The organism is Cyanobium sp. ULC082 (assembly GCF_977927535.1).
Genome location: NZ_OZ376397.1, coordinates 771,024 through 789,980, shown reverse-complemented (window position 1 = coordinate 789,980; position 18,957 = coordinate 771,024). Strand labels below are relative to the sequence as shown.

Here is an 18,957-nt window from a genome sequence, read left to right as displayed (position 1 = left end):
TCAGGCGAAAAGTTTGGGGCGGTAGTTGTGATCGGCTTCGGCTTCATCCATGAAGCGCAGCCCCGCCGGACCATCCCGCTGGCCCGGGTAGAAGAGCACCAGCGGATGAGTGACTTTTGGTGTCTGGTCTTTCTTGTTCTCCCGCTTGTCGTCAGGGCGGTAAAGGTTGTCCAACAGTGCTGAAGGCCGATGTAGGCCAAACAACGCACCGACCCGCTCCAAAAAGACGATGTGGCTGGAGGTGGGTTTGGAGCGATCCACCGCCTCGGCCACTAGCTGATCAAGTGGTGTGGACCCAGCAGCTTTACCACTGAGCACGTCGCGAATGGTGTCGCGGACTATGGCGATGCCCAAGTCGGCTTCCCCCTGAGCGATCTCCTCCATCGAGAGCCCAGCCGCCTCGATTGCCTGGTCCAACAAGACAGCCATCGAAAGGCGCTGAACTGTCTTGCCGGCGTTCTCCAGCCGGATCACCAGATCACCCAGCTCCCCCCGGAGCTCCCATTCGTCTTCTGGTGGGTAGAGGAAGATCCCGAACGGCATGTCGGTGTAGGTGCTCAGCCCGGCAGCGGAATCAGCAGCCGTGAGCACTGGTTCCAGCTGCTGCTGCAGACACCGCTTCCACTCCTTGATCCCCACGCCCCGCGGCCCCAGCGACTGGCTCATGACCACACCTCCTGCACCAGGGCCTCTGCGCTGCTGGCCGGCAGTTTGAGATCAACCACCGAGCCAGCGCGGTAGTAGCTGATCACCTGGGCTTGATGCAGCAGCAGCAGGCGATGCTCCAGCTCGGCTTCCGGCAGCCGGAACCACAGCCAGCGCGGATCGCTCAGGACCGCCACGGTGGTGCGGTTGCTGGCCAGGCACTGCAGCAGTACATAGAGCAAAGGCTCATCGGCCAGGTAGTACGCCGTGAAGCGGCGTACTACCTGGCCCTGCAGCAGGCCGAGATCCACACCCGCCTTGAGTAGGCCACCGGCCACCCGTTTGCGTGTGGCTTCACTCCAAGCGGCCACCTCCGGGTGGTCTTGGTTGCCCCTGGCATCCAGCCAGGTGAGTGCTTGACCGGTCTGCAGCAAGTCACCGCCGGATCTGTATACCTGCGCGCTCCATCTCAGCCCATCACCCAGCAGCTGATCGCTGTTGGCTAGATGCCACAGCAGCAGCGGTTTCCAGTGGCGCTGGCCGGTCCCTGTTCGCGCCGCCAGCACCAAGGCTCGATCCCGCACCGCTGGATCAAAGCGGGCACTGAGGGCACTGCAGACCTTCTTCAGCCAGGCCTGGGTGGGGGCACCGATGCTGTTGCTCTGGCGCAGGCGCTGGATGTTGACCCGCTTGCTGGTCTCAAGATCCCACCCCTGCAACGCCTGCAGGGTGTCGCTGATCAGAGGGCCGCGGATCAGGCCATCGCTCCGGTAGTTGGGGATGGCAGGGGCTTTGGGCTTGGGCTTGGTTTTGCTGCTGGCCTTGCGGGGATGGTTGGCGGCCGCCTGCTTCACCGCCGGCGCAGGGTTCTTCTTGGGCGCTGGAGCTGGAGCTGCCGCCTGAGCCGGCTTGTATTTCGCCTTGGTTGCAGCTGTCATCAAACCGCCACCTGCAGATAGGGCACCACCAGCTGGCCGGGCTTTCCGCAGAGGAATCCTGCGGCCAGGCGCTCAATGTGGCCCTGATTGATCTCGAAAGGGTCGTCCAGGTGCAGGGCCTTGGCCGTCTGGGGCGTCTGCAGCCGTGCCCAGCTGAGAGCTTCTGGATCGAGGTCGGCCAGGTCGAGCAGCGCCTGAGGCCACTGCTCAGAGGTGAGGGCCCAGGCCGCTTTGAAGCATTCGGCCAAAGCATCAGGCTCATCCATCCAGCGGTTGCGCTCGTTCTCGAAGGCGTCCTCGAGCTGGGGTGTAAGCCGGAACAGGTGGCAGGTGATCGGCCCGCCTGGGTTGGGCTGGATCGCTAGCGCCTCATCGCAGGCCAGCTGAGCCACCCGGAACCCAGCCCGCGCCTGTGCGAAGGGAGCTGAGCGTGGAAAGCCCTGCTGGAACAGGAAATCCCCCGTGCCGGTGAGCACGCCACTGTTCCACCAGCCCAGCCGCTGGGTCTCGCCCATGGCCGCTACCACCAGGCGGAGCTTGAACAGCTGGCGGAAATCCATCCAGGTGGTGCAGGGGTGCAGCTATCTGGACCACAGGATGATGCCTGGATGGCGTAGCTGACTAACTCCTGGCAAAACCATGCACCATCAGGGGTTTACCTGGAGGGCGCTCATGACCCGAAACGATCACTGGGGTGACAGCGTTTCGGTGCAAAAACCAATCAGGGACTATGCAGCCGCAAAGCCTCCGCATACTCCGCCTCGATCCCCAGCCCTGAGTCCTCGTTCGGCGTCAGCCGTTTCAGGCCCACATGGATCAGGCAGGCCAGCGCCAGGTCGCTCCAGCTGCCGGGCAGGGTCTTCAGGCTGCGGGAGGTGCCTGGCTCATTGATCTGCAGCCCGCTTTGGCCCACGGCCGCCACCTCGCTGATCACGGCCATGAACTCGGCTTGGTCCATCTCCTGGAAGCGGCTCAGGGCATCAAGGCAGTGGTTCACCGCGTCCTGCCGCAGACCGTTTCTGCTGGCCTGGCGTAGATCCCGTGCTGCCACCTGCCCCCGCAGCGCCTTGGCCTGCTCACCCAGCTCCCCGTAGGGGTGCTGCTCGATCACCCGCAGCAGCAGCGCATCGGCCTCGTCGCGGTGCTCGCCTGGATCCAGCTCCAGCAGCGCCTGGGCCAGGCTCAGGCTGGCCGTCGATCATCTCCCGATCCGGATCCGCCGTCGTGGCCTGCTCTTGGGTGGTGGTGATCAGCTCCCGCGCCAGCGCCTCGAACCCTGCTGCCTGGTACGGCACCGCCAGCGGCGGCAGGCCAACCAGCTCAGCGGCCTGGAAGGCATAGGCCGCGTTCATCCCCCGGCTCGCCTTCACGACCGCGGCAGGAGCCAGGCGGTCGATGTCGGCATTGATGCTGGGGACGTTCTGCTGCACCTGCTCCTGCAGCACCGCCGCCTGCAAGCCCCGCAGCTCCGGCGCTTCCTCAAACAGCCACCTGTCAGCGCACAGCCCCGGTCCGATCGAGCGCAGCTGCACCATCAGGCCGTTGTAGAAGCCCAGCCCGGCGGCCCACACCCTTGGAGCCTAGGAGTTCGCTGAAAAACCAGTTGCCCTCTCCGAAATGGGCACTTGCCTAGTCGTTGATGCGAGGTCACAAGGAGCGCTCCTGCTCCCTGTGCTTCTACGTCTCAATCGAGGAGTGGATTCCGACCAGCCTCCGCGAATGCGGATCCGCAAGCTGGTGATCGTGATGGGTTCTGATGGCCTTAGTCGAGGCCTAAGCTAGGGGCATCCTTGGAAGCCTTCGCCATGGAGCCAGCTCTTCCGCTGCCGCACCCAGGGCCTCGTCTGGTCAATGTTCATCAGGCCAAAACCCAGTTGTCGCGGCTGATCGATGATGCCCATGCCGGTGAGACGATCGTTCTGGCCAAGGCCGGTAAGCCCTGGGCCAGGCTGATGCCGCTGGCACCGCCACCCCCGCAGCGTGTTCCGGGTCGCCTGCGCAGCCAGGGCCCCTTGGGCGATCCCGGCGTCTTGCTGGAGCCGATGGAGGCTGATGAGCTCGCCAGCTGGGACGAGAGCTCCCTGATCTCGGCAGTCCCTCACCCGTGAGCGCTGCTGCCGGCTATCTGATCGACAGCCATGTGCTGCTCTGGTGGTGGTTCGATCCGGATCGGCTCTCCTCAGCTGTTCGGGAACGCCTCATCGACCCGACTAACCCGATCCTGGTGAGCGCAGCTTCGGTGTGGGAACTCAGCCTCAAATACCACCGCGGCAAGCTGCCTGAACTCGCTGATGCCATCGCTGATCTGCAGGGGCTGCTGCAGGCCGATGGCTTCATTGGCCTGCCGATCACAGCAGCCCATGGGCTGAGGGCCGGGGCCTACCCCCAACCTCACCGAGATCCCCACCGCTCCGCGGAAGACTGCGTCTTCGATCGCATCCTCGCCGCCCAGGCCGAATTGGAACGGCTGGTGCTGCTCACGGCCGATTCACAGCTCTCCGCCTTTCCCTGCCAGACCCTCTGGTGACCTCGCTGGGAAATTGAGTCAAGCTGCTGGAGCAGACGGTTCACGGCCGGCAGGAGTGCTTGGGCAGGCAACGCCGGGCCGAGGGGCCATCAGGGGCGCAGCCACGGTTCGAGGTATCCCGGAGAAGAAACACCGCAGCCCAGGCAGGAGGCGGCAAGATCGGCCTACACCCTGGCTCCTGAGCCAGTGCGCTCCCATGCCCTTCCGCTTCCGCCGCAGCGCCCGCCTGGGCCCCCTGCGCTTCAACTTTGCCAATTCTGGCCTCAGCTCGATCTCGCTCGGTGGCCCTGGGGCCTCCTTCAACATTCCCGTGGCGCGCTCCGGCGGTGCCCGCACCACGGTGGGGGTGCCCGGCACCGGCCTGAGCTGGAGCGTCGAGTCTGGCCCTGCAGAAAGCCTGCCCAACAGCCGCCGCCTCAGGCCCGGCCAGCTGGATGCGCTTAAGCAGAGCTGCCTGAATGTGCTGCACCAGCAGCTGTTTCAGCCCGGCGGCATGGGAGCGCAACTCTGGGAGCTGAACCAGGTGAGCCGTCTGCTGAACGATCTCGCCATCGGTGAGCGCACCAGCGGGCTGCTGGCGGTGATCGAAACCCCGGAAGCGATGGAGGCCTACCTGCTGCGCGCCCAGGGCCAGGACGACCTCAAGCGCAGGGCCAAGCGCTGCGTTGAGGCGGTTCAGGAAGCAGGCCGGCTGGCCCGTGCCCGGGGCTGGCTGACTCAGGCATAAACCCCTATTGCCCCTGCCGGTAGGCCGATCGTTCACGTATCAGTTTCGGAGGCACAACGATGGATGACACCCCCCGGGTGCAGTAGCTCACCGCGTCCTGCCGTAGCTCCTGGGGCTGCTCCTGCCGCAGATCCCGGGCGGCGATCGCGCTGCGCGCCTTCTTGACTTTGGCGGCCAGCTCCCCGAAGGGTTGGGCCTCGTTCGACTGGAGCAGCTGGTGATGCTGATCGCCCAGCAGGTGGGTGTGCCCCATGAGGTGATCGAGCGGCGGCTGCTTTCCGCCCCACCCTCCCCATGAGGCAGAAGGGTGGCCAAGACGGCTTCAGCGCTCTATATTCGCTATTCGCGAATGGCGAATTAATGCCTCCGACGTTGGCCCGATCCCCCTCCAACCCTCAGCTCGTCCTGCGCCCGCAGGATCTGGTGGTGCTGCTGCGCCTGGCTCTCGATCATGGCCCGGCGCCCACCTATGCGGCCCTTGGCGCCGAGCTGGGCATGACGGCCTCTGAGGCCCATGCGGCGGTGGAGCGTGCCGTGGCTGCCAAGCTGGCGACCAAGGGTGTCGATGGCAAGCCCTCGGTGGTACGTGCCGCCCTGAGATCCTTTGTGCAGCACGGCGCCCGCTACTGCTTCCCGGCCAGCCAGGGCGGCCTGACCCGCGGAGTGCCCACTGGTTACGCCGCCTCGCCTCTCAACGAGCAGTTCCGGTCAGGCAACGATCCGCCGCCGGTTTGGCCGTGGAAGAAGGGCACGGCCCGTGGCATCGCCTTCTACCCGCTCTACCCGAGTGTCCCTGAGGCGGCGGCGCGCAATCCGGCACTGGGCGAACTGCTGGCCCTGTTCGACGCGGTGCGTGGCGGCAGCGCCCGTGAACAGGCCTTGGCCGTGGCCCTGTTGGAGGAGCGTCTGCAGCCATGAACCCCAACGATCCCAACGTCTCCCTGCTCGAACGGGCGGCTGAGCATTTGGGAGATCCCCTGCTCGATCAACTGGTGTTTGTCGGCGGGGTGGTGGCCGGTGTGCTGATCACAGATCCCGCCATGCCGGACATCCGGCCCACCCAGGACGTGGATGTGATCTGCCGAGTCATCGCCAGGTCCGACTACTACCAGCTGGGGATGCAGCTGAAGAGACGGGGCTTCCAGGAAGACACACGGCCCGGCGCACCACTCTGCCGCTGGTGCATCGAGGAGATCATCCTCGACCTGATGCCAACCCAGGGCGAGATTCTGGGCTTTTCCAATCGCTGGTATCCCCTGGCCATGGATACCGCCCAGCTTCAGGCGTTGCCGAGCGGTCGCTCGATTCGGATGGTGAGCGCACCGGTGTTCCTGGCCACCAAGCTGGAGGCCTTCCACGGGCGTGGCCAGGGAGAGTTTCTTTTCAGCCACGATCTGGAGGACCTGATGGCCGTGGTCGACGGTCGTGAGTCGCTGCTGGAGGAGTGTCGGCTGAGCCTGCCTGAGCTGCGGAATGATCTCGCGGCACAGTTCAAGGACCTCTTGGCCACCTCTGCCTTCATCGAGGCACTTCCTGCGTTTCTCCCACCTGATCAGGCCAGCCAGCAACGACTGCCGGACTTGCTGCAGAAGCTTCGTGCGATCACGGCACTGGCGGAGCCTTGACCATCTGATCCCCCCAAGCGGTTGCCACCACCTGAGCAGGAGCCTGAGGATTGATGTGTAGCTCGGCGCAGCCGGTCGCTGGATCCAGCTCCCGCCGGAACCGCCACTCCAGCAGCAGCCCCAGCACCACGTCTGCGATGTGCAGGCGGCATCGCCCAGCCTCTCGGCGTTGACGATCCGCACCACCTCGCTGCCATGGCAAGGGTGGGGGGCTCCTACCCGCCTCCGTAATTGACGCGACCCGCCAGGACGACCTCTAGCCGAAGGCTTATGCGCAGCAGTGGCGGCGTGCCAAGCGCTGCGTCGAGGCGGTTCAGGAAGCGAACCAGCTGGCCCGTGCCCGGGGCTGGCTGACTCAGGCATAAACCCCTATTGCCCCCATCAGGCGGCCGGCCGATTGTGAACTCATCGACAATCGGGAGGCTCCAGAGCATGGAAGACACCCCACCTGAGCATCCTTTAGGAGTGCGCTGACGATCCGGTCCCTGCTCCAACACTCTCGACGGATCACTGACTTCCCCGGCGTGTGACGCGGCTGTTTGATTTGCTGCAACGCCGTCCATTGCACCGTTAAAGGCCTCGCCTCAGGTGCCCCGGACCAAACGGGAGGTCCCACTTGTCAACTGGCCCCAGGTGCCAGCGTCAGCAGCTCCGCCCTCACAACCAAACTGCTCCAGAGCCCGGTGGCCTCGTCACCGGGTTTTGTCATGCCTGGCCCAGCCTGGGGCGCACCAGCTCGAACACCTCACCCAGGCGCGTGTAGTCGTTCGAGGCCAACTTGCCCACCGGGCGGAGTGCTTCCGCCGAAGCAGAAGCAGTGCGGCCAAGGCAACGCTCCTGCACGTGCACCATCACCACCTGGCCCAGCGCCATGGTGAATGTGGTTCCTGGCACGGGGATCAGCTCAAGCAGCTCACACTCGAGGCAGGCGGCGGCATCCTGCACGCGCAGGGCCGCGATCCGGCTGCAGGGCACGGCCGTCAGGCCAGCGGCCACGAACTCATCGGTGCCAGGCGGATAGTCGGTGGCGGTGATGTTCATCGCTTCGGCGAGCCGCTCATCCACCACATGCACCGCAAAGCAGCGGGTCTGGCGGATGTTCAGCAGGGTGTCCTTTTCCCGATCACGCCGGGCACCGATCGACACCATCAACACCGCCGGCTGATCACTCACGGCATTGAAGAAACTGAACGGCGCCAGGTTGGCTTGCCCCTCGCTGCTGATCGTGCTCACCCAGGCAATCGGCCGAGGCACCACCAGGCTGGTGCAGAGCCGGTAGAGCGCCCCGCCATCCAGGCTGCCTGGATCAATGGAGCGAATCGGCTCGGGTGCGGGCATCGATCAGCCGAGATCAGTGGCCCTTCATGCTGCCGCCGCCGCCTCCAGCTGGGCCGCCCTGGCGAGGATCTCCGTCTGGGAAGCCAGGGCTCAGCCGCTGAACAGCTGCCTCAGGAACGAATCGCTCAAGGCCACCGCCGTGGCCCAGTTCTGCGCCTCGCTCAGGCCTGAGCTGCGGGTGGGCTTGAAGCTGTGGTCACCGCTTGGGATCCAGCGCAGCTGCACCTGCGGCGAGAGGCTGTAGGTCTCCACCTCCTCACGGCGGCCGAACGTGTCGCGTTCCCCCTGCAGGATCAAAGTGGGCGTACGCAGATCTCCCAGGTGCTCGGTGCGCAGCTGCAGCGGCTTGCCGGGCGGGTGGAAGGGATAGCCCAGGCAGAGACAGCCGCGTACCCCATCGCTGGCGGCCAGCTCATCGGCCAGCAGGCTGGCCACCCGGCCGCCCATCGACTTGCCGCCGATGAACAGCGGCCGGCCCGGCTGCTCCGCCTGCACGAGCCGCACCTGCTGGCGGAACACCTCCTGCAGCACCGGCATCCGATCGGGACCCTGACGGCGGCCCGTTTCCCGGATGCGCGCCATGTACGGAAACTCAAAGCGCACCACCCGCCAGCCCTGTTGCGCCAGGCCGCCGGCGATGGCCGCCATGAACGGGCTGTCCATCGCTGCTCCAGCGCCATGGGCCAGCAGCACGCTGGCCGGTGCGGCGTCGGGTCCGGCGATCAACCGTGGGTCGGAGGTTGGGGCCCCAGCTGTCATGCACCGATGCCGGTTGAGCCGTCGGCCAGCGATCCAGCCCGGGATGGCTCCGGCCGCTCCAGGTATCCCGCCGCCCACACCGCCGGGGCCAGGCCTGCGGGCACCAATCGCCCGTAGCCGTCACTGGCCAGGATCTCCTGCACGGCTTCTCCGAGCAGCTCGGTGGAGCGGCTGCCGGACAGCCGGTGGCTGAGGGTCTGGTGGATCCGCAGCAGGTACCAGGCGGTGCCCTCCAGGCCGGCATTGAAGCGCTCCCAGCTGCTGGGGTCGCGCCTGGCGTCGAGCACCATGTCGCGGGCGTTGTGGGCCTTGTCAGCGGCCGTGACCCGCAGGGAGCCCTCACTCTTGTGATCGAGAGAGGCCAGGTAGCGGGTCTTGCGCAGCCGCCAGGGTTCTTTGACCGCGCCGGTCAGTCCCTCGGCGGTGTCGGTGCAGTCGCGCACGATGTCGGCCACCTCCACCCCGAAGCGCTCGGCGATCGAGCCATGGGTCTGGTCAGCATCTTCAATCGCGTCGTGGAGCAGGGCGGCAATCGCCTGATCTTCACTGCCGCCGTCTTCCCAGACCAGGCCGCTCACGGCGATCAGGTGGGAGATGTAGGGCACCGGCTTGCCCTTGCGGCTCTGGCAGCGGTGCAGCTGGGCGGCCCAGAGCAGAGCCTCGTCGTAGCGCGGGCTGTGGGTTGGGGGTTTGGTGTTCATCGGCTTGATCTGCTGGGGGTTCATGGTTGGGCTCTGGCCTTCGCTTTCCGCGCATTGCGGGCCTGATAGGCCTCACAGAGCAGATCCATGGCGGCTGCCGGGAGGGGCTCCAGAATCTCGCCGCCAGCGAAGGCTTCAGCGTCGAAGTAGCGGCGGGCCCGTTCTTCGTGGATCCGGTCCCACCAGTCGCCGCCGATCAGGCGACCCCAGAGATCGGGGAAGGGTTGCCAGGCCCCGCGAACGACAGCCCAGATCGCTTCGGTGTCAGGGCCATCGCCCATCCGGGCCAGGGTGACCGGCCTGCCGTGGTTGCCGTCGTCATCGTCTTGCCAGGGATCTTCCTTGGCGTAGTACCTGAAATGCATGGGGTGCCTCCGGGGTTGGGAACACCCCCCGGGCAGCGCCTGGAGGTTCATTCTCTCCTGAATGGCCGATCCTTCCGTTCTTGATCAGGACGGCGGAAGCTGCGACCACAGGATCAGAGAAAACCAGACCACGAGACCTAAAATCGATCTCATGGCAACTGGAATGCTGCGCAAACCTCTGCCATCGATCGCCCACATCCAATGAGCTGTCAGGCCTGAACCCCTGTGGCCTCAGCCACCAAACCGTTTCAGAGCCTGGTGCCCTGCCCGGCGGCAGACGCAGAGCGCTGCGCCCTCCGGTTGCGGCGAAAGTCCCAGGGACGGGTGATGCCATCGAGCTGCTGCCACACCCCCTGGCGGCGGCGGGAAGCCCGCAACTCGGCATCCAGATACGCCCTGGCATCACAGCTGCCGAGATAGCGGCGGTAGGCGAAGGCCTTGCCGTCTTCCACCAGCGCCAGATTGAGATTCACGCCGCTGATCACCTCGGCCACGGTGCGGCCGAAGCGATCCACGGTGTGGGGCCGGAGCGTCACGGCGGAGCCCAGCCGCAGGCGGCTCTGCAGGTAGCTGCGGGCCTGGGCGCCATGGGGGGCCTGGGCCAGCTCGGGAGCGTCGATGCAGGCCAGGCGCACTGTGATCCGCTGCTGATCCTGCAGAACGCGGATGGTGTCGCCATCCCCGATCGACAGCACCGTGACGGACCGCGGCCTCTGGGGATTGGCCCAGCCAGCCGGCAGGCCGTTGACAAGGCCGGAGAGCACCACAAGAGCTGTGAGCAGGGGCCAGCGGATCACACGCTGCACCCGGAGCCATTCAGCCTCCATTCCTGCTCCTGACCATCCAGGCTGCGGCGACACCGGCGCAACGGCCGCTGAAGGCGAGATCGATCAGTTGTATTCACCTGGGATGTCGTTCTTGCGCACAGTCACCTTGTCGAACGTCTGGCCCGATGCCCGCAGCAGCTCATCGCCCGAAAATTCAAAACCGCTTTTCAGGGCGATCTGGGCCACGTCATCGGCGGTGGCAGCGGCCAGCACCTGGCGCTTCAGCTCAGCGTCGTTCTGCATCCTGCTGAGGAAGGCCTTCAGCTGCTCACGGGACATCGGCCACCGACCTTCAGGTGTTCCATCCTCCCAGGCGGCGACATGCCACGGGCGGCCAACCGATGAGACAGAATGTTTACGTTCCGTTACATGATCCATGACGGTCGGTCAGCTCTTTCTCAATTCCCTCTCCACAGGCGTGATCACACCCGACGAGCTCTCCTGGCTCGCCCACCAGCAAGACCGCTTCTCCAGGATCGAAGAAGCCACCGCCTTGCGGCTCGGCCGTCTGATCGACCAGGGCGCCATCCAGCTGGGCTGCCGGATCCCGGCTGCAAAGCTCCAGCACGACAGCGTGCGTGAGCACTGGATCGAGCCCCTGGGCCGAAACCGGCACCACTGAGCCGGGCCATCACGTTTACAATTGGTAACGTTCAGCAAAATCCTTCACACCATGGCTGATTCCTCCCCCCGCTTCGGCTTCGTTGCTTTCGCTGAAACCTGGAATGGCCGTCTGGCCATGCTGGGCTTCGTGATCGGCCTGGCTACCGAGCTGCTGACCGGTCAGAGCATCCTGTCCCAGATCGGCCTGGGCTGAATTCAATTCAGGCTGGTTGATTCCATGAAAAAGCCCGGTTGGTTAACTCCAACCGGGCTTTCAACACAGACAATCAGCTGGCCTGCTGAAAAAGCTGCTCAAGGCGCTCACGATTGAGATCGACGTACATCACCTCTTCGCCAGGCTGGGGAGCCTCGGGGTGACGAGCTCGGCGGTTGCCGGCTGGCTGGGCGGTGATCCTTGGAGCGGAGCGGCGCAGGTTCTGGCTCATCAGAGCGAAAGCGCCTCCGGCGATCACCGCGAAGCAGATCAAGTACAAGGCGGCGAACAGGTCTTCCAAGCGTGAGTCCGGTCTTTTGGCCACTCTAATGTGAAGAACTGTTAACTGTGGCTTCCCGGCCAGCGGGAGCATGCTCAATTTTCCGATCGGTCTCCTGCCAGTGGCTTCTCGGCGATCACGGCGAAGAACGGATCTCCCTTGCCGTTCAGCCAGCCCAGCGGGCCAGCCGCCCGGGTGGCTTCGGCAATCAGCTTCGGCTGGGGCCAGCCCTGGGCCATCAGCACCCTCGCCACAACGGCCAGGTGATCCCGATCGCTTCCCTCCATCCAGACCCTGGAAGCCTTCTGGGCGAACATCCGGTTCGAGAACGCCACGATCAGCTGGCCGCCCGGGCGCACCACCCGCAGCAGCTCAGCAGCCACCGCTTCGGGCTGCTGCAGGTACTGCCAGCCCGCCACGATCAAGGCCGCGTCGATGCTGCCGCCCTCAAGCTGCAGGCACTGATCGAGGTTGAGGTTCTGAACCCAGTGCCGGCTCAGGCGTGGGTTGGCTTCCAGCTCCCTGGCGTTGAGACCATGGCCGAGCACCGCTGCCGTGGCCAGGTCATCGGGCAGATGGCTCACCCAGCTGCTCATCAGATCCAGCACCACTGCGCCCGGGGGAATCTGCTCCCGATAGAGGGCCGTCAGCCTGGCGCGGAACTCCGCATCGAGATGGTGAACAAAACGAGGCTCGGCGTAGAAGAGAGCGTCATCGGATCGATCCTGCTTCCAGCGCTCCTGCTCGCTCAGCACCGACACGGTCATGGCTCAATCCACCCCAGCGAAACGGCACGCCATCGGCAACGGCGACCGATTCAGCCTGGCGGCCGTCAGTCGGCACCGCGACGTCCGGGGCTGATCACCCAGTTGATCTCCTTGGATCAGATCAGAAAGCTCATGGTCAGGCCGACCAGGGCAAGACCGGCCAGGCCGGTGGCAGCGAGCAGTGCGACAGATTGGGCCACGACGTGTTCAGGCAGGCCTGAAACCTAGAGCAATCCTTAAGGTCCGTACTCACTCCGGCTGGCCGTGCAGCAATCCGTCATCAAAACGGCAGTCGCGATCAGCGCAGCACTCCTGCCAGGCTGATCCACCCTGCGATGCAATCATGCCGCCGGTCGCCACCATCGCGGTGGCCCTGGATGGGCAGCTGCGCCTCGATGACCAGCCTGCCTTCCACGAGGCCGTGGCCCTGGCCCGCCGCGCTGCCGGGCGGCTGGTGGTGCTGGCCAACCGGCCGGAAAGCCAGCGGCTGCGGGGGCCCCATCAACGCCGGATTGCAGCGTCGGCGACCAACGCGCTGCAACAGCGCCTGGCGGCGGCGGCCATCCCGCTGCTGCAGGCGCCTGAGTTCAGCGCCGAGGCGGTGCTCCACTGCCGCGAGTCGAGGCTGTTCAGCGACTGGCCGATGGCGGCTGAGACGTTCCCTCGCGTGTATTCCGACTTTCGCCGTGGCCTGAGCCGGGCTCCCGAACCGCCGCTGCCCCCAGCCGATCTCAGCGGGCTCGGCGGCAACCGGCAGGATTGGCCCAAGACCTGGCTCAGCTCGCCGGCAGTGGTCTCGCCAGGGGTCCAGCGCGTCGATCCCCGCAGTGCCTTTCCCTTCCGCGGTGATGAAGCCAGCGCCCTGGCCCGGCTGCAGCACTACCTGTTCGGCTCCGATGGCCTCCGCAACTACAAAGCCACCCGCAATGGCCTGGTGGGCACGGAGTTCTCCTCAAAGCTCTCCCCCTTTCTGGCGATCGGCTCGCTCTCGGTGCGGCGAATCTGGCAGGAGCTGCTCCGCTATCAGGGCCTCCATGGCGCCGATGAGGGTTCCGAGTGGCTGAAGCAGGAACTGCTCTGGCGCGAGTTCTTCCTCTGGTCGGAGCAGCGCCATGGCGCCGCCTTCCACGCCCCCGGCGGTATTCAGAACCGGCCGCCGCCGTGGGACGCAGACCGGGAGCGCTTCGCCCGCTGGACCCGGGCTGAGTCCGGCCACCCCCTGATCGATGCCCAGCTGCGCGAACTGCTGGCCACCGGCTACCTCTCCAATCGGGGGCGCCAGTGGGTGGCCTCCCATTTCATCAATGAGCTTCAACTGCCCTGGACCTGGGGCGCGCGCTTCTTCGAGTGGGCCCTGATCGATGCCCACCCGGCCGTGAACACCGGCAACTGGGCCTATCTGGCCGGCGTCGGCTCCGATCCGCGCAGTTTCGGCGGCCCGCCACGCCGATTCGATCTCGAGCGCCAGCTGCGCCGCTACGACCCCGAGGAAACCCACCGCCAACTCTGGAGCTGACGCCAGGACCTCCCCCCTCAACCCCCCATCCTGTGACCCTCACCCTGATCCTTGGCGACCAGCTGCACAGCCAGTGGTTCACCGCCTCGCCACTGGAACTGGCCGCCGGCAGCCAGGTGCTGATGATCGAAGACCTGGCGGTGGCGTCCGCTTACCGCTACCACCAGCTGCGCCTGCTGCACACCTTCGTGGCGATGCGCAGCTTCCGCGATGCCCTGATTGAGCAGGGCATTCCGGTTCATTATTTCGAGCTGCCGGCCTCGGCGGAGGTGTCGTTCTGGGAGCGGCTGGAGCTTGAGTTGGCCGGAGCCAAGCAGCTGCGGGTGGCAGAGATCGCCGACCGGAGCTTCGCGGCGCGGTTGGAGCGGTTCTGCCAGGAGCAGGCGCTGGAGCTCACGGTGCTGCCGTCGCCCGCCTTCCTCGAATCGGGGGCCGAGAGCCGGGCCTGGTTCCAAGGCCGCCGCCGCCCCTTCATGAAAACCTTCTACGAACGTCAGCGTCGGCGCCTGGGGCTGCTGCTCGAAGCCGACGGCTCGCCGACCGGCGGCCAGTGGAGCTTCGACGCTGACAACCGGCGGAAGCTGCCGAAGGGATACAGGGAGCCGCCGCTGCCGGCGGTGGCGGCCAGCCCCCATGAACCGGTGGTGCGGCAGCTGATTGCCAGCCACTTCGCCGACCACCCCGGCGAGCTGGGGCCGCTCTGGATTCCCTTCGATCACGCCGGAGCCCAGGCCTGGCTGCAGCAGTTTCTGATCGAGCGATTTGAGGATTTCGGCCCCTACGAAGACGCGCTGAGTGCCCACCACGACACCCTGAATCACTCCCTGCTCTCTCCCCTGCTCAACATCGGTCTGCTCACGCCCGCTGGCGTGATCGAAGCGACCCTCGCCCACGTGCAGAGCCGGCAGAACAGCGACCAACCAGTGCCGATCGCCTCACTGGAGGGCTTCCTGCGCCAGGTGATCGGCTGGCGCGAGTTCGTGCGCGGCATCGACCTGGTGCACGGCCAACGCCAGGCGAGCAGCAACTTCTGGAACCATCGCCGCCGCCTGGCCCCCTGCTGGAGCGAGGGAAACACCGGCCTGCCGCCGCTGGATGCCGCGATCGAGCGGCTGAATCGCCTCGGCTACAACCACCACATCGAGCGACTGATGGTGATCAGCAACCTGATGCTGCTCTCTGAGATCCATCCCGGCGAGGTGCACCGCTGGTTCATGGAGCGCTACCTCGATTCCTGCGAGTGGGTGATGGGCCCCAATGTGTATGGCATGGGTCTGATGAGCGATGGCGGCCTCTTCGCCACCAAGCCCTACATCAGCGGCTCCAACTACATCCTCAAGATGAGTGATTTCAAGAAGGGGCCCTGGTGCGAGATCTGGGACGGTCTCTACTGGCGCTTCATCGAGCGGAACCAGGCGTTCTTCCGCGGGAACCCCCGCCTCTCAATGATGGTGCGCCTGCTGGAGCGGATGGATCCCCAGCGGCGCGAGGAGTTGAACGCCGCCGCCGAGGCGTTTCTGGAGCGGGCGACGATGGTGCCAGCCATGAGCGAGCCTTCTCTGTGACCGAGCCCTTGCCTGTGACCAATCCCGTCGACAGTGAGTCCCGGCTGGCCGCACCCGCCGCGCTGCTGGAGCGGCTGGCGGAGCTGGAGGGGATGGGGATGGGCCGCCGCCGGCTGGTGCTGCTGTTCCCCCAACTGGGCGATTTCGACAGCATTGAATACGCCCAGGCCCTGGTGGCGGCCTGGCCGCAGCTGGAGGCCGCCGGCATCGCTGTACTGGCAATCGGCATCGGTGATGAGGCGGGCCGTCAGCGCTTCTGCGCCTTCACCGGCTTTCCGAGCGAGCGGCTGCAGGTGGACGCTGAACCCCAGCTGCATCGGGCCCTGGGGCTCTACGAAGGCCTGCGGCAGATCGGCGGCCCCTGGCCGAACCTGCTGATGATGTGCGCCGGGATCGGCTCCCCCGGCACCCTGGCCGAGGTGCTGCGGGGCTACACGGGCGATCGCAGCGCGCCCCAGCGCATCGCCGACGACGAGACCATCGAGGCGGGCCCCCTGCCGCCGATTCAGGGTTCCTTCTTTGCCAAGGCGGGCGGGACTGGATTCCAGCGCCCCTTCGAGCTGGCCACGGTGCGGCTGCGCAACATGAGCGAAGTGCTGGGCCACTGGCGTACCTACGTGCCCCGCGACGACTTCCTCACCCAGCGGGGCGGCACCTTCCTGCTCGAGGCCGACGACACGCTTCTGTACTGCTACCGCGACCGCGGCATTCTCGGCTTCTCGGAAACCATGGCCAGGCCGCTCAGCTTCCTGGATCCCTTCCTGGGTTGATCCCGCCGAAGCGACGGCCGCCTCAGCTGCCCATGGTCAGGCCGAATCAGGGTCGAGCTGCAGGCTGAGCTGCAGCTGTTGATCACCGGCGGCATTCGCCGCCACTGGCCGCTGCCGCCGCCGCCGCCTGCCGCCACTCGCCGCGAGGCCGGAGCGGCGGGAGCCGTGCCTGCTCTGGATCGCATCGGCAATCTCCTTGAAGCCCTGCTCCTGACGCCGCGCCCAGATCTTCTCCTTGGCCTGGCGGGCGGCGGCGGCGGGCTCCACGATCGGCAGTGGGTAGTGCACGCCGAGCACGCAGCCGACCCGCTGCTGGGTGACCATCGCCATCGTCCACGGCTCATGAAGGTACACCGCCGGCACGTTGCGCAGTTCCGGCAGCCAGCGGCGGATGAAATCGCCGTTGGGATCGTGCTCGAGGCCCTGCTTGATCGGGTTGTAGATCCGGATCGTGTTGATGCCCGTTGTGCCCGACTGCATCTGGCACTGGCTCCAGTGGATGCCCGGTTCGTAATCGACGAACAGGCGGGCCAGATGCAGCCCGCTCTGGCGCCACGGCAACCACAGCTGGTAGCTGGCCACCGACATCAGCATCGCCCGCATGCGGAAATTGATCCAGCCGCTGGCGATCAGGGCCCGCATGCAGGCATCCACGAACGGCAGCCCGGTACGCCCCTCGGCCCAGGCCGCCAGGCGCTCGGGGTCGCTGCTGCGCAGGCCGGCGGTGAGCGGATGGAGCTCGCGAAACTCCAGATCCGGCTGGCATTCGAGCTTCTGGATGAAATGGCAGTGCCAGTGCAGCCGCGCCTCGAAGCCCAGCGGCGCCTTGCGGAGGCGGCGGCTGCGCTGCACCACTTCCCGCATCGACAGCGTGCCCCAGCTGAGGTGGGGCGACAGGCGCGAGCAGCTCTCGAAGGCCGTGAGCGGGCTTGAGAGCTCACGGTGGTAGCGAGAGCCGCGCTCGCTCAGAAAACTTTCCAGAACGGCCAGTCCCTGCTGCCGCCCCCCGAGCTGACGCCCCGGGCAGGGGTCAGGTGCCAGACCCAGCTCGGCGGCGTAGGGAATGGGACCGGGATCAAGCCCCTCCAGGGACGGCAGACCCGGCGGCGGCGGCGCCAGCGGCTCGGCCATGCGCTCCTCCCAGCGGCGCGCCCAGCCGTTGCGGCTGCGCAAGCGGCGGATCACACCGAAGGAGGGCACCTGAGTCCAGGGGATGCCATGGCTCAGGGCCCACTGGGCCACCTGCCGGTCGCGGTCGTAGGTCCAGCCGTTACCGGTTTCCTGATGGCTCCAGAGCCCGGCAATTGCGAACTGGCGGCGGGCTCGCTCCAACACGTCCAGCGCCGGGCCGATCCGCACCACCAGCGGCTGACCCAGCTCCGCCAGGGCCTGCCTGAGCTCCTGGAGGCTCTCGGCGCAGAAGGCCCACTGGCGCGCTGAGGCATCGCTCTGCTGCCACAGCTCGGGTTCCACCACCAGCAGCGGCAGCACCAGACCAAGGCGGCTGGCCTGGAGCAGCGGCTGGTGATCGGCCACCCGCAGATCCCGTTTGAACCAGACGATCTGCACCGGCTGCTGCACGGGGTTGATGCGCTTCAGCACCCCCGCAGATCGCAGAGCGTGTTCAGGTCGCCCCGGCCGGTCAGCCGCAGCCGCCAACGGGCCCAGAGCCCATAGAGCGCATCCACCAGCGGCCCGATCAACGGCCAGGCGGTGGGCGCGTAGAGCCAGCCCCAGCCCACCACCCGCCAGGCCTCACGGAAGACGGCCACATCCTTGATCACCCGGCCATCAGCGCCGATGGCGCGGATGCGGCCCATGGCCTCCCGGTAGCTGATCCCTGCATGGGCCACCGGGTCGTAATCGGCCGCATCGATATCGACGAAGCGGATCAGGCCGCGCCCCTGATCACGGGCCCGCAGGCTCTCCACCTCGCGCCGGCAGAGGGGGCAGGCCCCATCGAAAAGGAGGGTGAGGGCAGGTTCAGCCATGGATCAACCGAGAGGGATGGCACAGAACAGTGCGGATTCCCATGCTGGAGACAACGCTATCGAGACCGCGCGGCCGGATCAGGCCGTTGGCTGGATGCCTTCGGCCAGCAGAGCCTCGACGGCCCGCTGCAGAGAGGGGGCCAGGGGCCTGGGCTCCTGCAACCTGGGGCTCCAGATCCGACCGGATCGCAGCTGAGCAAGGCTCACCAGGGCCATGTCCTGGCCTTCCAGCAGCCGCAGCGCCTCCAGGGGGACCGGCAGGCTCGACCTGAAGAAATGGGCGCTGCGCTGGGGATTGATGTCGGTGAACCAGAAGTGAAGAGCACCCGCCTGCCAGCTGATCTCTTCCTGAAGCTCACGCCTGAGGGCCTGCTCGGCCGTTTCGCCTGGATCCAGATGCCCCCCGAACAGTCCCCAGCAGCCCGGTGCCACGATCCCGGCCACGTCGTCACGGAGCTGAACCAGCCAGGATCCCTGCCGCTCCAGCATGGCCAGGGCCACCTGCAGCGGCGGCGGAGCTTCCGATGAGGAGGAGGTCATTCAGGAAACAGCGGCATCACGGGGACCCGGCAAGGGCTGGGGCGCGGGCTGGAGCAACGGTTGAAGGCTGCTGAGCCCCAGCATCACGAAGGCCAGCGCACCCACCAGAGCCAGCCAGCGCAGGGCCAGGGGGCGGCCACGATCGACCGGCCAGTCGTCCCCATCGTCGTCGTCGCCAAAGCGCTGCTCCGGATGGGGAAGCCTGGGTCGTTGGAGCATCGGCTCGGCGCGGATCGCTCCAGTCTGGATCTGCATAGGG

At 66.4% G+C, this 18,957-nt stretch carries 28 protein-coding genes; 10 read left to right on the top strand and 18 right to left on the bottom strand.

What is annotated here, in order from left to right; genetic code table 11:
- From ACXMDY_RS04260 to ACXMDY_RS04240, 5 genes are all read right to left on the bottom strand, one after another.
- A complete protein-coding gene (locus tag ACXMDY_RS04260; protein ID WP_457767389.1) occupies positions 1–666 on the bottom strand; it encodes a BREX protein BrxB domain-containing protein in 666 nt (221 codons plus the stop codon).
- A complete protein-coding gene (locus ACXMDY_RS04255; RefSeq protein WP_457767388.1) occupies positions 663–1,583 on the bottom strand; it encodes a BrxA family protein in 921 nt (306 codons plus the stop codon). Before ACXMDY_RS04255 ends, ACXMDY_RS04260 begins: the two co-directional genes overlap by 4 nt.
- Positions 1,583–2,143, bottom strand: a complete 561-nt coding sequence (locus ACXMDY_RS04250; protein ID WP_457767387.1) for a BrxE family protein — start codon at positions 2,141–2,143, stop codon at positions 1,583–1,585. Before ACXMDY_RS04250 ends, ACXMDY_RS04255 begins: the two co-directional genes overlap by 1 nt.
- 161 nt (positions 2,144–2,304) lie before the next feature.
- Positions 2,305–2,694 carry a hypothetical protein gene (locus ACXMDY_RS04245; protein ID WP_457767386.1) on the bottom strand — a complete coding sequence of 130 codons (390 nt, stop codon included), beginning with the start codon at positions 2,692–2,694 and terminating at the stop codon, positions 2,305–2,307.
- Complete coding sequence (locus tag ACXMDY_RS04240) at positions 2,660–3,154, bottom strand: hypothetical protein (protein ID WP_457767385.1); 495 nt, start codon at positions 3,152–3,154, stop codon at positions 2,660–2,662. The genes ACXMDY_RS04245 and ACXMDY_RS04240 overlap by 35 nt, the downstream gene beginning before the upstream one ends.
- Before the next feature lie 234 nt (positions 3,155–3,388).
- Here ACXMDY_RS04240 and ACXMDY_RS04235 point away from each other — a divergent pair, with 234 nt between their 5' ends.
- The 3 genes from ACXMDY_RS04235 to ACXMDY_RS04225 all read left to right on the top strand — a co-directional run bounded on the left by ACXMDY_RS04235 (position 3,389) and on the right by ACXMDY_RS04225 (position 4,837).
- Positions 3,389–3,691 (top strand): type II toxin-antitoxin system Phd/YefM family antitoxin, encoded by a 303-nt coding sequence (locus tag ACXMDY_RS04235; protein ID WP_457767384.1) that lies wholly within the window; start codon positions 3,389–3,391, stop codon positions 3,689–3,691.
- Entirely contained in the window at positions 3,688–4,110 is a 423-nt protein-coding gene (locus tag ACXMDY_RS04230; protein WP_457767383.1) for a type II toxin-antitoxin system VapC family toxin, read from the top strand. The genes ACXMDY_RS04235 and ACXMDY_RS04230 overlap by 4 nt, the downstream gene beginning before the upstream one ends.
- A 196-nt stretch (positions 4,111–4,306) precedes the next feature.
- A complete protein-coding gene (locus ACXMDY_RS04225; protein WP_457767382.1) occupies positions 4,307–4,837 on the top strand; it encodes a DUF4236 domain-containing protein in 531 nt (176 codons plus the stop codon).
- Between the two features lie 4 nt (positions 4,838–4,841).
- Here ACXMDY_RS04225 and ACXMDY_RS04220 read toward each other — a convergent pair whose 3' ends face one another.
- Positions 4,842–5,090, bottom strand: a complete 249-nt coding sequence (locus tag ACXMDY_RS04220) for a hypothetical protein (RefSeq protein ID WP_457767381.1) — start codon at positions 5,088–5,090, stop codon at positions 4,842–4,844.
- Positions 5,091–5,209: 119 nt separating this feature from the next.
- Here ACXMDY_RS04220 and ACXMDY_RS04215 point away from each other — a divergent pair, with 119 nt between their 5' ends.
- Positions 5,210–5,755 carry a hypothetical protein gene (locus ACXMDY_RS04215; protein WP_457767380.1) on the top strand — a complete coding sequence of 182 codons (546 nt, stop codon included), beginning with the start codon at positions 5,210–5,212 and terminating at the stop codon, positions 5,753–5,755.
- On the top strand, positions 5,752–6,462 hold the full coding sequence (locus tag ACXMDY_RS04210) for a hypothetical protein (protein WP_457767379.1): 711 nt from the start codon (positions 5,752–5,754) through the stop codon (positions 6,460–6,462). Before ACXMDY_RS04215 ends, ACXMDY_RS04210 begins: the two co-directional genes overlap by 4 nt.
- Positions 6,463–7,167: 705 nt before the next feature.
- Here the strand turns inward: ACXMDY_RS04210 and ACXMDY_RS04205 are convergent.
- The 6 genes from ACXMDY_RS04205 to ACXMDY_RS04180 form a co-directional block, all read right to left on the bottom strand.
- Positions 7,168–7,800, bottom strand: a complete 633-nt coding sequence (locus ACXMDY_RS04205) for a flavin reductase family protein (RefSeq protein ID WP_259703297.1) — start codon at positions 7,798–7,800, stop codon at positions 7,168–7,170.
- 90 nt (positions 7,801–7,890) lie between these two features.
- Positions 7,891–8,559, bottom strand: a complete 669-nt coding sequence (locus tag ACXMDY_RS04200) for an alpha/beta family hydrolase (protein ID WP_259703296.1) — start codon at positions 8,557–8,559, stop codon at positions 7,891–7,893.
- Positions 8,556–9,284 (bottom strand): HD domain-containing protein, encoded by a 729-nt coding sequence (locus tag ACXMDY_RS04195; RefSeq protein ID WP_259703295.1) that lies wholly within the window; start codon positions 9,282–9,284, stop codon positions 8,556–8,558. The genes ACXMDY_RS04200 and ACXMDY_RS04195 overlap by 4 nt, the downstream gene beginning before the upstream one ends.
- Complete coding sequence (locus ACXMDY_RS04190; RefSeq protein ID WP_259703294.1) at positions 9,281–9,625, bottom strand: hypothetical protein; 345 nt, start codon at positions 9,623–9,625, stop codon at positions 9,281–9,283. The genes ACXMDY_RS04195 and ACXMDY_RS04190 overlap by 4 nt, the downstream gene beginning before the upstream one ends.
- Positions 9,626–9,873: 248 nt before the next feature.
- Positions 9,874–10,452, bottom strand: coding sequence for a thermonuclease family protein (locus ACXMDY_RS04185; RefSeq protein WP_457767378.1), 579 nt, complete (start codon positions 10,450–10,452; stop codon positions 9,874–9,876).
- A gap of 63 nt (positions 10,453–10,515) precedes the next feature.
- Positions 10,516–10,731 (bottom strand): Nif11-like leader peptide family natural product precursor, encoded by a 216-nt coding sequence (locus tag ACXMDY_RS04180; protein WP_259703292.1) that lies wholly within the window; start codon positions 10,729–10,731, stop codon positions 10,516–10,518.
- Between the two features lie 97 nt (positions 10,732–10,828).
- Here ACXMDY_RS04180 and ACXMDY_RS04175 point away from each other — a divergent pair, with 97 nt between their 5' ends.
- The gene (locus tag ACXMDY_RS04175; RefSeq protein WP_259703291.1) at positions 10,829–11,074 is read left to right on the top strand and encodes a hypothetical protein; all 246 of its coding nucleotides are present in this window, start codon (positions 10,829–10,831) and stop codon (positions 11,072–11,074) included.
- A 51-nt stretch (positions 11,075–11,125) separates the two neighbouring features.
- Positions 11,126–11,269, top strand: a complete 144-nt coding sequence (locus ACXMDY_RS04170; RefSeq protein ID WP_259703290.1) for a chlorophyll a/b-binding protein — start codon at positions 11,126–11,128, stop codon at positions 11,267–11,269.
- Positions 11,270–11,342: 73 nt separating this feature from the next.
- On the opposite strand, the gene ACXMDY_RS04165 is transcribed toward ACXMDY_RS04170, so the two are convergent.
- Entirely contained in the window at positions 11,343–11,594 is a 252-nt protein-coding gene (locus ACXMDY_RS04165; RefSeq protein WP_457767377.1) for a hypothetical protein, read from the bottom strand.
- 50 nt (positions 11,595–11,644) lie between these two features.
- A complete protein-coding gene (locus ACXMDY_RS04160; RefSeq protein WP_259703288.1) occupies positions 11,645–12,316 on the bottom strand; it encodes a class I SAM-dependent methyltransferase in 672 nt (223 codons plus the stop codon).
- Between the two features lie 343 nt (positions 12,317–12,659).
- Here ACXMDY_RS04160 and ACXMDY_RS04155 point away from each other — a divergent pair, with 343 nt between their 5' ends.
- From ACXMDY_RS04155 to ACXMDY_RS04145, 3 genes are all read left to right on the top strand, one after another.
- The gene (locus tag ACXMDY_RS04155) at positions 12,660–13,832 is read left to right on the top strand and encodes an FAD-binding domain-containing protein (protein WP_259703287.1); all 1,173 of its coding nucleotides are present in this window, start codon (positions 12,660–12,662) and stop codon (positions 13,830–13,832) included.
- 32 nt (positions 13,833–13,864) lie between these two features.
- Positions 13,865–15,397 carry a cryptochrome/photolyase family protein gene (locus ACXMDY_RS04150; RefSeq protein ID WP_259703286.1) on the top strand — a complete coding sequence of 511 codons (1,533 nt, stop codon included), beginning with the start codon at positions 13,865–13,867 and terminating at the stop codon, positions 15,395–15,397.
- A 92-nt stretch (positions 15,398–15,489) separates the two neighbouring features.
- Positions 15,490–16,167, top strand: coding sequence for a peroxiredoxin-like family protein (locus tag ACXMDY_RS04145; protein ID WP_259703325.1), 678 nt, complete (start codon positions 15,490–15,492; stop codon positions 16,165–16,167).
- Positions 16,168–16,203: 36 nt separating this feature from the next.
- Here ACXMDY_RS04145 and ACXMDY_RS04140 read toward each other — a convergent pair whose 3' ends face one another.
- The 4 genes from ACXMDY_RS04140 to ACXMDY_RS04125 form a co-directional block, all read right to left on the bottom strand.
- Positions 16,204–17,769: a cryptochrome/deoxyribodipyrimidine photo-lyase family protein gene (locus ACXMDY_RS04140; protein ID WP_259703285.1), complete on the bottom strand. Its 1,566-nt coding sequence runs from the start codon at positions 17,767–17,769 to the stop codon at positions 16,204–16,206.
- Positions 17,763–18,158 carry a thiol-disulfide oxidoreductase DCC family protein gene (locus tag ACXMDY_RS04135; RefSeq protein WP_259703284.1) on the bottom strand — a complete coding sequence of 132 codons (396 nt, stop codon included), beginning with the start codon at positions 18,156–18,158 and terminating at the stop codon, positions 17,763–17,765. The genes ACXMDY_RS04140 and ACXMDY_RS04135 overlap by 7 nt, the downstream gene beginning before the upstream one ends.
- Before the next feature lie 78 nt (positions 18,159–18,236).
- The gene (locus ACXMDY_RS04130; protein WP_259703283.1) at positions 18,237–18,698 is read right to left on the bottom strand and encodes an NUDIX hydrolase; all 462 of its coding nucleotides are present in this window, start codon (positions 18,696–18,698) and stop codon (positions 18,237–18,239) included.
- Positions 18,699–18,953, bottom strand: a complete 255-nt coding sequence (locus ACXMDY_RS04125; protein WP_259703282.1) for a hypothetical protein — start codon at positions 18,951–18,953, stop codon at positions 18,699–18,701.
- Positions 18,954–18,957 lie beyond the last annotated feature (4 nt).

Bases quoted from the DNA above. Each gene is read 5' to 3' on its own strand.
- ACXMDY_RS04260 (WP_457767389.1), bottom strand. From the start codon at position 666: ATGAGCCAGTCGCTGGGGCCGCGGGGCGTGGGGATCAAGGAGTGGAAG.
- ACXMDY_RS04255 (WP_457767388.1), bottom strand. From the start codon at position 1,583: ATGACAGCTGCAACCAAGGCGAAATACAAGCCGGCTCAGGCGGCAGCT.
- ACXMDY_RS04250 (WP_457767387.1), bottom strand. From the start codon at position 2,143: ATGGATTTCCGCCAGCTGTTCAAGCTCCGCCTGGTGGTAGCGGCCATG.
- ACXMDY_RS04235 (WP_457767384.1), top strand. From the start codon at position 3,389: ATGGAGCCAGCTCTTCCGCTGCCGCACCCAGGGCCTCGTCTGGTCAAT.
- ACXMDY_RS04225 (WP_457767382.1), top strand. From the start codon at position 4,307: ATGCCCTTCCGCTTCCGCCGCAGCGCCCGCCTGGGCCCCCTGCGCTTC.
- ACXMDY_RS04220 (WP_457767381.1), bottom strand. From the start codon at position 5,090: ATGGGGCACACCCACCTGCTGGGCGATCAGCATCACCAGCTGCTCCAG.
- ACXMDY_RS04210 (WP_457767379.1), top strand. From the start codon at position 5,752: ATGAACCCCAACGATCCCAACGTCTCCCTGCTCGAACGGGCGGCTGAG.
- ACXMDY_RS04205 (WP_259703297.1), bottom strand. From the start codon at position 7,800: ATGCCCGCACCCGAGCCGATTCGCTCCATTGATCCAGGCAGCCTGGAT.
- ACXMDY_RS04200 (WP_259703296.1), bottom strand. From the start codon at position 8,559: ATGACAGCTGGGGCCCCAACCTCCGACCCACGGTTGATCGCCGGACCC.
- ACXMDY_RS04195 (WP_259703295.1), bottom strand. From the start codon at position 9,284: ATGAACCCCCAGCAGATCAAGCCGATGAACACCAAACCCCCAACCCAC.
- ACXMDY_RS04190 (WP_259703294.1), bottom strand. From the start codon at position 9,625: ATGCATTTCAGGTACTACGCCAAGGAAGATCCCTGGCAAGACGATGAC.
- ACXMDY_RS04185 (WP_457767378.1), bottom strand. From the start codon at position 10,452: ATGGAGGCTGAATGGCTCCGGGTGCAGCGTGTGATCCGCTGGCCCCTG.
- ACXMDY_RS04180 (WP_259703292.1), bottom strand. From the start codon at position 10,731: ATGTCCCGTGAGCAGCTGAAGGCCTTCCTCAGCAGGATGCAGAACGAC.
- ACXMDY_RS04175 (WP_259703291.1), top strand. From the start codon at position 10,829: ATGACGGTCGGTCAGCTCTTTCTCAATTCCCTCTCCACAGGCGTGATC.
- ACXMDY_RS04170 (WP_259703290.1), top strand. From the start codon at position 11,126: ATGGCTGATTCCTCCCCCCGCTTCGGCTTCGTTGCTTTCGCTGAAACC.
- ACXMDY_RS04160 (WP_259703288.1), bottom strand. From the start codon at position 12,316: ATGACCGTGTCGGTGCTGAGCGAGCAGGAGCGCTGGAAGCAGGATCGA.
- ACXMDY_RS04155 (WP_259703287.1), top strand. From the start codon at position 12,660: ATGCCGCCGGTCGCCACCATCGCGGTGGCCCTGGATGGGCAGCTGCGC.
- ACXMDY_RS04145 (WP_259703325.1), top strand. From the start codon at position 15,490: ATGGGGATGGGCCGCCGCCGGCTGGTGCTGCTGTTCCCCCAACTGGGC.
- ACXMDY_RS04135 (WP_259703284.1), bottom strand. From the start codon at position 18,158: ATGGCTGAACCTGCCCTCACCCTCCTTTTCGATGGGGCCTGCCCCCTC.
- ACXMDY_RS04130 (WP_259703283.1), bottom strand. From the start codon at position 18,698: ATGACCTCCTCCTCATCGGAAGCTCCGCCGCCGCTGCAGGTGGCCCTG.
- ACXMDY_RS04125 (WP_259703282.1), bottom strand. From the start codon at position 18,953: ATGCAGATCCAGACTGGAGCGATCCGCGCCGAGCCGATGCTCCAACGA.